Origin of the sequence: Sulfurimonas sp. NW15 (assembly GCF_051132285.1) — a bacterium.
GTDB classification, from domain to species: Bacteria; Campylobacterota; Campylobacteria; order Campylobacterales; family Sulfurimonadaceae; genus Sulfurimonas; species Sulfurimonas hydrogeniphila.
In genome coordinates this window covers 2,276,491-2,290,342 of record NZ_CP093237.1, presented here as the reverse complement: position 1 = coordinate 2,290,342, position 13,852 = coordinate 2,276,491, and the positions used below count along the sequence as shown (strand labels likewise).

The 13,852-nt window shown below is 37.2% G+C and carries 11 protein-coding genes; 4 read left to right on the top strand and 7 right to left on the bottom strand.

Going from position 1 to position 13,852, the window contains the following annotated elements; genetic code table 11:
* The first annotated feature begins 194 nt into the window (after positions 1-194).
* Genes MLC52_RS11805 through MLC52_RS11795 form a run of 3 tightly spaced genes read left to right on the top strand, consistent with a single transcriptional unit; the run spans position 195 to position 3,432 of the window.
* Entirely contained in the window at positions 195-1,175 is a 981-nt protein-coding gene (locus MLC52_RS11805) for an iron-sulfur cluster assembly scaffold protein (protein WP_151899314.1), read from the top strand.
* 56 nt (positions 1,176-1,231) lie between these two features.
* Complete coding sequence (locus MLC52_RS11800; RefSeq protein WP_151899315.1) at positions 1,232-1,831, top strand: 2OG-Fe(II) oxygenase; 600 nt, start codon at positions 1,232-1,234, stop codon at positions 1,829-1,831.
* Entirely contained in the window at positions 1,828-3,432 is a 1,605-nt protein-coding gene (locus tag MLC52_RS11795; RefSeq protein WP_434580604.1) for an EAL domain-containing protein, read from the top strand. The genes MLC52_RS11800 and MLC52_RS11795 overlap by 4 nt, the downstream gene beginning before the upstream one ends.
* Here the strand turns inward: MLC52_RS11795 and MLC52_RS11790 are convergent.
* Together MLC52_RS11790 and MLC52_RS11785 are read right to left on the bottom strand one after the other, a co-directional pair.
* Positions 3,429-4,571 (bottom strand): sensor histidine kinase, encoded by a 1,143-nt coding sequence (locus tag MLC52_RS11790; protein ID WP_418640800.1) that lies wholly within the window; start codon positions 4,569-4,571, stop codon positions 3,429-3,431. The two genes, MLC52_RS11795 and MLC52_RS11790, sit on opposite strands and share 4 nt — an antisense overlap.
* Complete coding sequence (locus tag MLC52_RS11785; protein ID WP_434580602.1) at positions 4,564-5,217, bottom strand: response regulator transcription factor; 654 nt, start codon at positions 5,215-5,217, stop codon at positions 4,564-4,566. Before MLC52_RS11785 ends, MLC52_RS11790 begins: the two co-directional genes overlap by 8 nt.
* 26 nt (positions 5,218-5,243) lie before the next feature.
* Here MLC52_RS11785 and MLC52_RS11780 point away from each other — a divergent pair, with 26 nt between their 5' ends.
* On the top strand, positions 5,244-6,023 hold the full coding sequence (locus tag MLC52_RS11780; protein WP_434580600.1) for a TrmH family RNA methyltransferase: 780 nt from the start codon (positions 5,244-5,246) through the stop codon (positions 6,021-6,023).
* Here MLC52_RS11780 and MLC52_RS11775 read toward each other — a convergent pair.
* From MLC52_RS11775 to MLC52_RS11755, 5 genes are read right to left on the bottom strand one after another with little or no spacing between them, the layout of a single operon-like run.
* Positions 6,010-7,725 (bottom strand): ATP-binding protein, encoded by a 1,716-nt coding sequence (locus MLC52_RS11775; RefSeq protein WP_434580598.1) that lies wholly within the window; start codon positions 7,723-7,725, stop codon positions 6,010-6,012. The genes MLC52_RS11780 and MLC52_RS11775 overlap by 14 nt on opposite strands.
* Positions 7,718-8,683 carry a diguanylate cyclase domain-containing protein gene (locus MLC52_RS11770; protein ID WP_434580596.1) on the bottom strand — a complete coding sequence of 322 codons (966 nt, stop codon included), beginning with the start codon at positions 8,681-8,683 and terminating at the stop codon, positions 7,718-7,720. The genes MLC52_RS11775 and MLC52_RS11770 overlap by 8 nt, the downstream gene beginning before the upstream one ends.
* Complete coding sequence (locus MLC52_RS11765) at positions 8,684-10,297, bottom strand: ATP-binding protein (protein WP_434580594.1); 1,614 nt, start codon at positions 10,295-10,297, stop codon at positions 8,684-8,686. It abuts the gene before it with no gap.
* Positions 10,284-11,834, bottom strand: a complete 1,551-nt coding sequence (locus MLC52_RS11760; protein WP_434580592.1) for a hybrid sensor histidine kinase/response regulator — start codon at positions 11,832-11,834, stop codon at positions 10,284-10,286. Before MLC52_RS11760 ends, MLC52_RS11765 begins: the two co-directional genes overlap by 14 nt.
* The gene (locus tag MLC52_RS11755; RefSeq protein WP_434580590.1) at positions 11,831-13,807 is read right to left on the bottom strand and encodes an EAL domain-containing response regulator; all 1,977 of its coding nucleotides are present in this window, start codon (positions 13,805-13,807) and stop codon (positions 11,831-11,833) included. Before MLC52_RS11755 ends, MLC52_RS11760 begins: the two co-directional genes overlap by 4 nt.
* Positions 13,808-13,852 lie beyond the last annotated feature (45 nt).

The following is a 13,852-nucleotide window of genomic DNA, read 5'->3' as shown; positions in this document are numbered from 1 at the left end:
ACGGTCTGAGCCTCTTCATTTTACAGAGAAAAACATTATGGTAAAGCAACGGGTTGCGCGAGCTTTGCATTGAGCAAAACCAAGTGTTAGCGTAGGGAAAAGAATCGAGGTACCCCTTGAGGGTATACTTCCTTTCCCGTAATAATAATGAAGGGTCGTCTTCATTTTATAAAATAAAATTAAGGAAGAATAGTATGGCAAAAGCAGATATGTTAGGCGAGTCTCTATGGGACGCGTATTCAAATAAAGTAACTACATTAATGAACAATCCCCAGCATCAAGGGGAAATTACACCGGAAGAAGCTGAAGCACACGGAAACAAGCTCATCGTAGCAGATTTCGGAGCGGAGAGTTGTGGAGATGCGGTAAGACTCTACTGGGAAATTGATCCAAAAACAGACAAAATTGTAAACTCAAAATTCAAATCATTCGGTTGCGGTACGGCTATTGCATCAAGTGATGTAATGACAGAACTTTGTATTGGCAAAACAGTACAGGAAGCGGTAAAAATTACAAATATTGATGTGGAAAAAGCACTGCGTGATGATCCGGATACTCCGGCAGTTCCACCGCAAAAAATGCACTGTTCGGTAATGGCATATGATGTTATTAAAAAAGCAGCTTCATTGTACCTCGGTGTAGATGAAGAGAGTTTTGAAGATGAAATCATTGTATGTGAATGTGCACGTGTTTCACTCGGAACGATTCAGGAAGTTATTAAACTGAATGACCTCAAAACAGTTGAAGAGATTACAGACTATACAAAAGCCGGCGGTTTTTGCAAGTCTTGTATCAAACCGGGCGGTCATGAAGACAGAGAGTGGTATCTGGTTGACATTTTAGAGCAGACTCGCAAAGAGATGGAAGCAGAAAAAATGAAAGCAGCTGCAGATGCGATGAGTGCAGGCGGCGGAAATTTTGAAGAGATGACACTTGTACAGCAAATCAAAGCTGTTGATGCTGTCATTGATGAGAGCGTCAGACAGTTCCTGATTATGGATGGCGGAAATGTGGAAATCATAGACATTAAAAAGAATGATGACAACATTGATATCTATATCCGCTATCTCGGTGCATGTGACGGTTGTGCCTCATCTGCTACGGGTACACTCTATGCAATTGAATCAACACTAAAAGAAAAACTTTCTAACAAAATCAGAGTTTTGCCTATCTAATTTTCTTCTCTGACTCTCCTCTTGACGGAGAGTCTTCTTCTTGCTACAATACTTCCATGTATAAAAAGCTTTACTCAAAAATAACAGATGCCCTGGTCGACAACGGCTATATTATTTTAGAAAATGTGTTTGAACCTGCACTTGCAAAGCAACTTTTACAGATGTCACAAAATATCAGACAATACAAACAGGCGGGAATTTCCCATCACTCTACGATCAATACAAATCGCAGAAAAGATAAAATATACTGGATAGATGCAGAAAATGAGCCAACTGCCAGGTACCTGGATTTTATGAACGGACTTCAAAATTATTTGAACCGGCAGCTTTATCTTGGGATTAAATACTATGAGGCACATTTTGCTTTATACCAGGCAGGTGATTTTTACGAAAAACATCTTGATGCTTTTGGCGGTACAAAAAACCGTGTTGTTACGACTGTCTATTATCTTAACGAAGCGTATGCGTCTCAAAATGGGGGAGAACTGGTCATGTATGACAAAAATGATAGACAAATGCAAACAGTTACGCCTCTTATAAATACTCTGGTTGTATTTTTGAGCGAAGAGTTTCCTCATGAAGTTCTGGTTTCCAAGAAAGAGAGATACTCTATTGCAGGTTGGTTTAGAGTTGATGAAAGAGGAGTGAATATTTGAGCTTGCCATATCATGATGAAATTCAGAAACTCAAGCAGTATAAGATGATTTTGGATCATAACAGTATTGTCTCCAAAACGGATGTCAATGGCATTATAACCTATGTGAATGACAAATTTTGTGAAGCTTCCGGTTACTCCAAAGATGAACTGATCGGGAAAAATCATCGCATTATCAAACATCCTGACAACCCGGAACATATCTATCAACATATGTGGGATACGATAAAAAATAAAAAAATATGGCAAGGTACGCTTAAAAACAGAAAAAAGAACGGAGAGGCCTATTATGTAAAGTCAACTATTGCCCCTATTTTGAACTCCTATGATAAAATTATAGAATATATCGCTGCTAGAATTGATGTGACGGACCTTGTGCACAAAGATGAAATCATTAAAAATCAGTTTATGGACGAACTTACCGGTTTGCAAAACAGGACGGCATTGTTACACGATTTAAAGCTAAACGGAGAGAATAAAGCCTCTTTGGTTCTTATCAATATAGACAGGTTCTCAGATATTAATGATTATTTTGGATATGAAGTCGGAGATGAGGTGCTAAAAAGTTTTTCACAGACTCTGTTGCAGGCCCATAAAAAAGTCTACAGAATAAGTGGTGATGAATTTGCAATCTTGTGTGAGCATACATTAAACAATACGGCGAAGCAGGCAATTACAGCAATTCTGGATACCCTTCAAAACAGCAGTTACTCTTTTGAAGGGATGAACATTTCACTGTTTCTCTCTTGCGGCGTCTCCTATGGAAAAAAGAAAGATATTTACAAATTCTCCCATATTGCCTTAAAAGACAACAAAAGAACAAACAAAAAAGTGACATTTTTTAATGAAAATCCGGATCTGCAAAACCGTATCAAAGAAAATCTTGAAATAATAACAAAGATTAAAAATGCGATTGACAATGACAGGTTTGTCCCATACTATCAGGGCATTGTAGATAACAAAACACAAGAGATTGTTAAATATGAAGCGCTTATCCGCTTACAGGAAAAAGACGGGAAGATTATTTCTCCTGTCTTTTTTTTGGAACATGCCAAAAAAGCCAAACTCTATACGCAATTGACAAAGATTATGCTTGAAAAAGTATTCCAAAAATTTGCTGATTCAAAGTGCTCATTTGCAATCAATTTTACACTTGAAGATATAGAATCACAAGAGGTTGTGCAGACTTTGGTGGAGAATCTGCAGAAGTATGCATGCGGAGAGCGGGTAACTGTAGAGATTGTGGAATCCGAGGGGATAGAAAATTTTGATGAGGTCTCAAATTTTATAAAAAAAGCAAAAATGTATGGATGTAAAATTGCTATTGATGATTTTGGAACAGGATATTCAAATTTTTCATATCTTGGAAAACTTGATATAGATTTTATAAAGATTGACGGTTCTCTGGTTTTGAATATGCATCAGGGTGGTGCTGAAATGGCAACCCTGGAAAGTATTTTGCATTTTGCGAAAAAAATGCAGATTAAGACAATAGCAGAGTTTGTTAAAGATGAAGAGACATATGAAACATTGCATCAAATGGGTGTTGACTATTCACAGGGGTACTACTTTTGCAAACCGCAGGAAAATTTGAGAGATTAAACAAAGGTAAGTGTAATTTTGGTTCCTAGATTTTCTTTGGACTCTATGTTTATTTGAAAGTTATACTCTTCTATGATACTCTGGACAATATTTAAACCGACTCCAAATCCGCCGGCATAGGAATTTGCCCGTACAAAACGGGTAAAAATTTGCTGCAGTTTTTCTTGTTTGATACCGATGCCTTCATCTTGAATGACAAAAGAGTTGTGTGTGGTTGTGATTTTTATCTTTGTGTTGGGATGAGAATATTTTATGGCATTGCCAAGCAGGTTGTTTATAATCATTTTTGCTTTTGTCGGTGCTATTTTAAGCGGACAGTTTTGCAAATCGGTTTGGACAGTAATATTTTTTTTCTCCACAAGTTCACTGAAATAAGCAATATCTTCTTTGATAATTTCATCAAACAGAAGAGAAACGGCCTCTTCACTCTCATTGTCAAAACTTAAAAAGCTGAGTGATGCATATATGTCATAAAGCTGTTTTGTACTGATGGAGATGTTCTTGACCGTTTTTTCATCATACTCCTTTTTTGCTTTTAATCTTGAAGTGCTCATCATAATTGCTGTAATGGGTGTATTTAATTCATGGGTTGTGTCTTTGACGAAATCCTCTATCTCCTGCATTTTGTCTTTGAGCGGTTTGAGAAAGATATAGGATAAAAAGACGGCGATGACAATGATGAGAAAAGCTGTAATAATGACAGCATAGGCAATCTTGTTTTTTATCACTTCTATATTTTTTACACACTCGTCACTTTGTACAACAATGTACTTTACATGTAAATGTCCGGCTGTCCTTTGGGTGATTAGAGTGAAAATATCATCTTTCATGTAAAAATCTTTTGAAAAATCAACCGCTTGGACAACTCTCCCGTATAACAGGTGTTTTTGTGCATCAAAAAGGGCGATAGCTTCTTTTTGAAACGCATCAAGTTTGAATTTTTTATGGTGCATATGGGCATCAATGACTTTGGCACTGACAATGTCAGCGATGTGGTTCATTTTGTAAAAATTGGCATTTTTTTCCATGGCTACCTGAGATGTGTAAAACCAGTAAGCCGCCAAAGACAAAAACATAAAAGAGCTGAGAAGATAAAGAGAGAGAAAAGAGTAGAAGGATTTTTTTGTTATTTTATTCAAAAATATACCCTTCCCCTCGAACAGTTTTTATTTTTTCTTTGCCTATAATTTCTCTGAGTGTTCTGATGTGCGAACGCAATGTGGCATCACTTGGCAGTGAATCAAAATCCCAAATATTCTGCACAAGTTCTTCGTTGGTAATGAGGCGGAATCTGTTTTTTAAAAAATAGGATAAGAGCAGTGTATCTTTGGCAGTGAGAGAGGTTTTTTTGTTGTTTACATGTACTGTTTTTTGCACAGGGTAAAATAGAGTTTCGTCATCCAGAATGATAAACTTGTTATTTTCAATATTGAAAACTCTTTTGATACTGAGTATTCTGGCATGCAGTTCTTCAAGTTCAAAAGGTTTTTTAATGTAATCATGCGCACCGGCGTCAAAAGCACGCTGCAGGTGTTTTGTATCTCTGTAGGCGGTGATAAAAACAGTGGGGGTTTTGTTACTGAAAGCTCGGAGTTCTCTGAGGAGGTCTATACCGTCTTGACCCATCACATTGATATCAAATATAAACAGGTCATATTTGGAGTTTTCAAGATGTACATAGACTTCCTGCGCACTGTAAGCATAATCCACATGCCACTCTTCTCGCAAAAAATCCAGCAAAATATCGGACAAAACAGGGTCATCTTCCATTAAAAGTATGTTCATAAGTTATTTTATCCTAAAATAATGAAATGATTATAAAAATTGATAATATTAATACAGATGAACTGCAGATTTACAAAGAACTCAGAGAGAATGCTTTTCGGAGTGACAGAAGTTTTATAGCTGATAGTCCGAAAGTCGTCAATCTTTTGCTTGAGAGTGATTTGGAGATAAAAAGTATACTTGCAACGCAGGAGTATTATGATGAATTTATGCCTCTTGTGCAGTCAAAAAATATTCCCAAAGTCTATCTCACAACGAAAGAGGAGATGAGCAGGATTGTCGGGCATAAGATACATCATAACTGCATGGCACACGGCATACGTCCTGATGATATTACTTTAGAGGGGGCAGGTGAGCGTATCATCATGCTCGACAATATCACTTCAAGTGAAAATGTAGGCTCGATTGCCAGAAGTGCTGCCGCACTTGGCGTAACGAGTTATTTTTTGCCAAAATCCTCACCCCATCCGTTTAACAGGCGTGCTCTGCGTGTCTCTATGGGCTATGCGCACAGGCTGGGCATACATGTCTATAAAGATATTTTTGAGACGATTGCTGCTTTAAAATCTGCCGGTTACCGAGTCTATGCCGCAGAAGTTACCGAGGATTCCACTCCCTTGTCCTCTTTACATGTAAGCGGCAAATGGGTACTTCTGATGGGACATGAGGGTCAGGGAATCGCACAGGATATTTTGGATCTCTGTGATGAAATTGTCAGCATAGAGATGCAGGCGGGCATTAAAAGTTTTAATGTAGGTGTGGCTGCATCCATTCTTATGTATAGCTTTGTGCTTAAGAAACAGTAATACTAAAAAGAGCACCTTTGTCGGTATTGCGAACACAGAGTGTGCCCGCACAGTAGTTTTCAATGATAATTTTACTCATATAGAGCCCCAGTCCTGTTCCTGTATCATCTTTTGTGCTGAAATAAGGGTCAAAAATTTTGTTCATAATATCCTGAGGAATACCTCCTGCGTTATCTTCTATTGTAATTTCAGTCTGATTATGCCGCAGTGTCAGTGTAATGTATATATTTCTATCTTCAATATTATTTTCAATTAATGCATCTTTGGCATTGTTTAAAATATTAATGATCACCTGTCCGAGAATATCGCTTTGCATTGTAAGTGTTTTTGTACTTTTGTTTTCATAGGTAATGGAGATATTCTTTGCCTGAAATACCGGTTTTACAAGATTGATACTGTGAGTGATAATTTCATCTATAGAAAATTCCAACTTGTCTTTTGGCCGAAAGTAGTGCATAAAATCGTTTGTGACTTTTGTCATTTCCTGGAGTTGTTTTTTTGCATTTTTGTCAAAATACTCAATAAAATCATCATTGAGTTTAGACTGTTTGTACTTGTGCCTGACTGTTTGCATAAGCATAGAAAGTGCATTGAGTGGTTGTTTCCATTGATGCGCAATCATATTCATCATATTCCCCATCTGTGCCAGTCTGTTCTGCTGCAGCATGTGTAACTCCTGTTCTCTCTGTTTTTCTACTTCTTGTCTGACCTGCTGCTGAAGGTTTTGATTGAGTGCTCGTAGTTTGTCTTGGGCATCTTTTCTTCTTTTTACTTCGTGTTCGAGCGAGAGGTTTATGAAATAAAGGTAAATAGAAAATGGTAAAATAATTCCAAAGGCAATGGCTAAATAAATAAGTGTCTGCTTGTCGAAATAACGCTCTTTGTCTTTAATATAGCCCCATTTCAGGTAAAGAGACTGCAACTCCTGTTGGGGTAAATTGGTCACCGCTTTACTTAAAATAACATTAAGCACAGGCAGACTGCTTTGGCTTGCTATACGAAGTTGATAAAGGTAGTCCAAATCACCGGCAACCCGCAGGTTTTGAATATTATACTGACTCATATAGTAGCTCGCTCTCACAGGTTCACTGATGGTTGCCTCTGCTGTTCCTGCTGCTACAGCCTGCAGGGCTTTGAGCTCTGTTTCGCAGGGTTTTATCACAATAGAGGGATATTTGTTTTGAATGTATGCAAAAATTGCACTTTTGTCAACAAGTGCAACACTCTTTGCCTGCAGTGACTCAATATCAGAAACCAAAAAATTGTCACGCTGCGTGATGATTTTGTTTTGCTGTGTGAGAATAACATCTGTAAAATCCAGATACCCCAGACGTTCCTGAGTTTTTTGCGCTGCAAAAACTATATCGATTTTCCCTTTTTTTGCAGCGTCCATTAATGCATGCCATGTAGGAAAAGAGATGTATTTAAAAGAGATACCCAACTCCTGTTCAAGGAGATGAAAAAGATCCAAAGAAAAACCGGCAGTTTTACCCTCAGGAGATATAATAACCTGGTTTGGAATGTTGGTAATACCGACAGTCAGGGGCTTCTTTAAAGTACGCAGCCATGTTTTTTCTTTTTGATTTAAGAAATTTTTTGTTGTTATCTGTTGAGGTTTTGAGAGCTCTTTAAGCTGCATGAGGAGAAAAAAACTCAAGAGGATTACAAAGGCAATGAAAAAGAGATAGCTTTTTTTATACATCTGAACTCCGCCCTTGAGTTGTGGGTGCTGTAGAAGAATCGCCGAATTTAAAATGAGATTTTGCCTCTTTCTTTGCTGCATACATTGCCATATCTGCACTGTGTAAAAGTGCCTCTTTTGAGCTGCCCTGTATTGGGTAAACTGCTATGCCTATACTGCATGTAATGTGAAATGTATACTTTTGAAATACTATAGGAGTGCTTACAGCCTGTATAATTTTCTCGGTAAGACTCTTTGTATCAGAGATCCTTTTTACACTTTCTACAATTAAAGCAAATTCATCACCTCCTATGCGGGCAAAGGTATCTTCGATGCGAATAACTTTTTTTATATTTTGCGCGACAGACTGCAGCACTGCATCTCCTGCTGAGTGTCCGTATTGATCATTAATACTTTTAAAATTGTCCAAATCAATAAAAAAAAGAGTAAAGTTTTCATGGGAGTGTTGTGCTTTATTTACAGTTTCATTGAGTTTGACACTAAAGAGATGTCTGTTTGCAACCTGTGTCAATGTGTCGTAATGTGCAAGCGCATACAAGACCTCGAGCTCTTTTTCTTTTGCCTTTTTGGCATCTATGTCATTTTGAAGATTCCTGGCAATAGCATGGAGTCTGTCATAGAGCATTTCTATGTCAACCGGTTTTGGAATAAAACAGTCTATACCTGTATTGATCGCTTCAAGCAGTTTTTCTCTTTCATCAAAAGCAGAGAGAATGATAATCGGTTGCCATTTGTCGATTCTTTTAATTTCTTTGGAAAGTGTCAGTCCGTCTGAGTGGGGAAGCACAATATCTGATAAAATAATATCAGGTTTTTTTTCTTTATAGACAGCTAAAGCCTCTTCTGCGTCAAATGCCTGGTAAAATGCTTTGAAATCATCCTCTAAAAGCATCTTCATATGTTCCTGTGCCTGCATGTCATCTTCAACATACAAAAGTGTAAAATTCTTTAAGTTCATTTATTTTTTTCCTTTTGGCAGACGGATAACAAAGTTGGCTCCCTCGTGAGTATTGAAAACTTCTATTGTAGCATGTAACTGTTCCTGCAAGACCATTTTTGCCATATACAAACCCAGACCTGTTCCGTTTTTTTCCTGTTTTGTTGAGAAGTAAGGGTCAAAGATTTTGTCTTTTATAGCTTCGTCAATTCCCCCGGCATTATCCTGTATGGCAAGGAGTAACTCTGTGCCGGCATCTTCAAGTGTTATCTGTATCTTTTTTTCATTTTGTGTTGTTTGCAGCAGAGCATCTTTCGCATTGTTGAGAATATTTAAAAGAACCTGGTTCAGGGCATTGGGATTTGTAAAGAGTTCATAATCCTGTGCGGCATTAAATTCAATGAAAATTCCTTCATTCTTAAAAATATCGGCCGTAATATTTAAAACTTCATTGATAGCATCCTTAAGAGAAAAGGCACATACCTGATCTTCCTGTTTGAAAAAGTTTTTAAAATTATCTATAGTGTCAGACATTAAATCTATCTGTTTTTTAGAGTGGCTTTTAAAATACTCTATTGCCTTGTCATCAAGTTTTCCTTTGGTGTATTTTGAAATTGTCAGTTGGTTGATGAGGGCAAGATTATTCAGTGGTTGTCTCCACTGGTGGGCTATCATGCTAATCATCTCTCCCATTTGGGCAAGTCTGCTTTGCTGGTAGAGAAATAATTGCTGTTCTTGGCTTTTTTTTACTTCTTTGGCAATGGTTTCTTCAAGTGTTTTCGTGTATCTCTTCCTCTCTTCAACAAGCATTCCGATGGTGAGGATTACAGAGACATGGACCAGAATAAAAAGGTTGTAGTTGATGACATTGTCTATATGGTTGTTGAGAGTAAACGCCCCAATATCCAGATAAACCGCATAGGATGCAATGAGAGCTACAAGTACATTGAAAAAAGTTCCGTATACCAAGCCTTTGTATGCACTCGCGAGAGCGACAACAGGAAGTGTTAAGCTCAAAAGAAGAAAACTGTTTTCAATGCCAAATACTATCTGGAGTATATACACGTAGGCACCAAACAGCCCTGAGCAGAGAAAAAATTCTTTCCATTGGATTTTTTGAAAGTTTGTAAAAAGGAGGAGTAAAAAGGGTGTAAAAACCAACTGCCCCATTACATTGCCAAACCACCATGAAAAAAGATAGAGCGAAAACTTTTCAATAGAAATATAATGTGCCATAAGCAGTACGGTGTTTGAAAGTAAAGCACTCAAAGGCTGCAATACAAAAAATATCAGTAAAACCAATCCAAAAATATCACGAAATTTTTCAAGGCTGACACGGAGATGAAATTTTTTAAACAAAACAACAGCCAGGTAGGCTTCGGCTGTATTTATAAGAGCAATACTGAGTGATACCGCAAATGAGATTTCATTGCCAAGGGCTAAGAAAAACTGTCCAAGAAAAATCCCCGGGAGAACTTTTTTGCCGAAATACAGGGCAAACGCCAAAGCAATGCCTTCTGCTGCAAAAAGTCCGACATTGATAATCGAGTTTCCGCTTAAAAGACTGAGGCTGAGTGTTCCGCTTGCATAGTATAAAAAAGCAAGAAGAAAAACAAGGAGACTATTGCGTATCATTCTCTTCTCCTTCATAAACAGGCATTTCTATAATAAATTCGGCACCCTCTTTTGTGTTTTTGACAGAAAAATTTCCTCCGCTGTGTTTTTCTATAATCATTCTTGACATATAGAGACCGAGGCCTGTTCCGTTTTTTTCGGTTTTTGTAGAAAAATAGGGCTGAAAAATTTTGTCTTGTATATGTGAAGGAATGCCTCCTGCATTATCGATGATATGTAAGCTGTTTTTGTCAATCTTCAAAGTGATTTTCGGATGCCTAATGTTGTTTTGGACTAAGGCATCCTGCGCATTTTTTATAATATTTAACACAACCTGTACAAGTTCATTTTCAAAGGCCAAAAACTGTTGGGGTGCAGTAATCTTTTTTTCAAAATGTATATTTTTTTGTTCGAGACTGTGTTGAACCAAAGCAGTGACAGTACGAAGAATTTTTTCAAAATCTGTCACTTTTTTTTCTTTTTGCGGTTTAAAAAAGTTTCGAAAGTCATCAATAGTATGACTTAAATAGTTGATATAGTTTTGCAGTTTTTCAGAGATTTTTTTTGCTTCTTCTACATTAAGTTTGTCATTTTGCGCTTTGAGTTCAAGTACGATTGCCGCCGTTGCCATAGCATTGAGCGGTTGTCTCCACTGGTGGGCAATCATGGCTATCATTTCACCCATTTGGGCATGGCGGGACTGGGTGAACATAATTTCATCTTTTTTTCTGTTTTTTTCAACCTCTTCATAAACAAGGCGTTCAAGGTTGTCATTTGTGTATTTGAGCTGAAAGTTTGCTTCTGCCAACTCTTTCTCTTTTTTGAAGTAATCTATCCACAGGTCGACTTTGAGGATAAACTCTTCAAACACATAAGGCTTTTTTAGAAAATCATTGGCTCCGTTTTTTAATACATCCCGAATAATATCCGGCGTGGAAGTTCCCGAAAGTACAATAATGGGAATAGACAAAAAACGGCTGTCTTTACGTAAGAGTTTTAAAAATTCCAGGCCGTGGATATCCGGGAGCTCCATATCTAAAATGATAAGATTATACTCCTCTTTTTTGAGCTTTTCAAAGGCTGTTTTTGCTTTCATCGCTGTGTGCACATTATAGTTTCTGGGTTCAAGAACTGTTTTGATCTGTTTGCAGATAAATCGGGAATCATCGACTACCAAAATTTTATCTCTCTTTTTTGTACTGATTGTGTGAATTATTTTTACTATTTCAGAAATAGAGTATAAAAAATTGGTATCTTTGATAATGTAATCAAGTATACCGTACTGAAACAGTTCTTCGCGAAGATCTGCATCTTGAGAAGATGTCAGGACAATAACTTTTGTTTTTGTCAAAGACTGTATATGGGCTATGAGTTCAGAACCTTCTCCGTCAGGCAGATGTAAATCTAAAATGATAAGCTGAAACTTCAGTGTCGTCAAAAATTCTTTTGCCTCGGCAAGTGTATGGGCCTGTGAGATCTCAAAACCAAGAAGTGTCAGCTCTTTTTTTATGAGATTGTTTATGGTACGGGAATCTTCTATTACTAAAATATTGTTCATAACAGCGGCTCCGGTTTTCCAAAATAGTATCCTTGAGAAAAGTCAATTCCAAGCTTTTTGACTATCTGAAAAATGGCTTCATTTTCAATAAACTCTGCAACAGTTTGCAGTTTCTGCTCTTTTGCAAAAGTAACGATACTTTTTACTGCAGAAAGGGAGTAGGTGCTTGTTTCTATATCGCGTATCAGGCACCCGTCTATCTTGAGAATATCCGGCTGATACTCCAAAAGTCTTTCAAAGTTGGAATATCCGGCTCCAAAATCATCAATGGCAATTTTCACCCCGTATTGCTTTATCTCTGCAATGAATTGTTTGACGGTTTCAAAGTCTTTGATCCGTTCGTCTTCAAGCAACTCAAAAACTATTCTGTGGGCACTCTCTTTGTATTTTTGCAAAAGGGAGAGAATTTTTTTGCGCATACTCAGCAGTTCAATATCCAGGGCCGAAAGATTGATGGAGATATCCGCCTCACAATGGCGTAAAACAGTAAAAGAGTGCTCTAAGACGATATTCGTGATTTTGAGATAATAATTACTTCTTTTGGCAGTTTCCAGAAAAAAGTAAGGTGAGAGCACTGTACCGTCTTCTTTGACCAGCCGCACCAGGGACTCATATTTTTCTATTTTCTGTGTGTTGTTGTTGATGATGGGCTGAAAGTAAGAAATAATTTTTGAATTTCGAATGGCATCCTTAATCATATGCACTGTTTTTATATTTTCTTGTGCTTTTCTCTGCTCCTGGGAGGCAAAATTATTGGCAAGTAAAAAACGCTGCTTCTCTTTTACAAGCTTTTTCATGCCGAGTTTTACCGATTCGTAAAGTTTGTCATTTTCATAGGCGAAAGTGAGTAAAATTGCAATATCATACTCAAGATCTTCAAAAGCAATGGTATCATCGCGGACCTGCTGTTGCAGTGCCTGTAACTCCTGTACAAATAATGTTATATTGTCGGTGTGTTCTTTGGCATCAACTATAAAAGCATATTCTCCGTTTTGCAATTGATATATTTTGTCAAAACTGTATTTTTTTGCAAAAGTATTCTGTAAATATATTCGCGCTTTTTGTTCAAGAATATAGAGCGTATTTGTATCATAAAAATCCTCAAGATCATCATAGTCTTCAAGTTTGATATAAACCAGTAAAGGATTATGGGCATTTTTGAGTTCGTTTTTGAGTTGTTTGAGCGGATGCATAATGTCTGTAATATCGTGCCGCAATGAAATATACTCAAGAATGTTTCCCTCTAAATCAAGAATCGGTTTTACTGTTGCATCAAGATAGTAACTTTTTCCGTTTTTCGTTCTGTTTCTTATGCTGCCTTTCCAAATCTTTTTTTTATTTTTTATGGTATCCCACATTTCTTGAAAAATTGATTTGGGATTGTCCGGGTGGCGTATAATGTTGTGATTTTTTCCGATAAGTTCCTCTTTTGTATATCCGGAAATTTCACAAAAAGCATCATTGACATAGGTAATGATGCCTGCTGTATCTGTTTTGGAAACGATAGCGCTGTTGTTTGTTGCTTCTTGATACTCTTTGAGGAGATGAAGATTCTGTTTGGCCTGCAGCGCATATTTGTATCTTTGTGTTACCTGAAAGATGGTACTGGAGAGCTGTTTCATATCAATGGGTTTTAAAAGGTAACCGTTAATGCCGATTTGTATGCTCTGGAGAAAAAAGTCCTCTTCGTTATGGGCTGAAAGTATGATAATAGGGACTTCTTTGTTGATGGCTCTTATTTTTTTTGCCATTTCCAGGCCGTTCATGTGGGGCATATTTATATCTGTAATAATGATATCTATAGACTCTTTTTGAAATTTTTCCAAGCCCTCCTGCCCGTTTTGTGCGACAATGATAGTATCGAAAAAATCTTCCAAAAGCATCGTTGTAATCTCTCTTGCATCAATGTCATCCTCAACATACAAGACTTTTAAACTCTGCGAATACTTAGTGACTTCTTGAATTTCAATCATAACAACACCCTTTAAAACAGATTTATAATTTTAAAATACAAATCT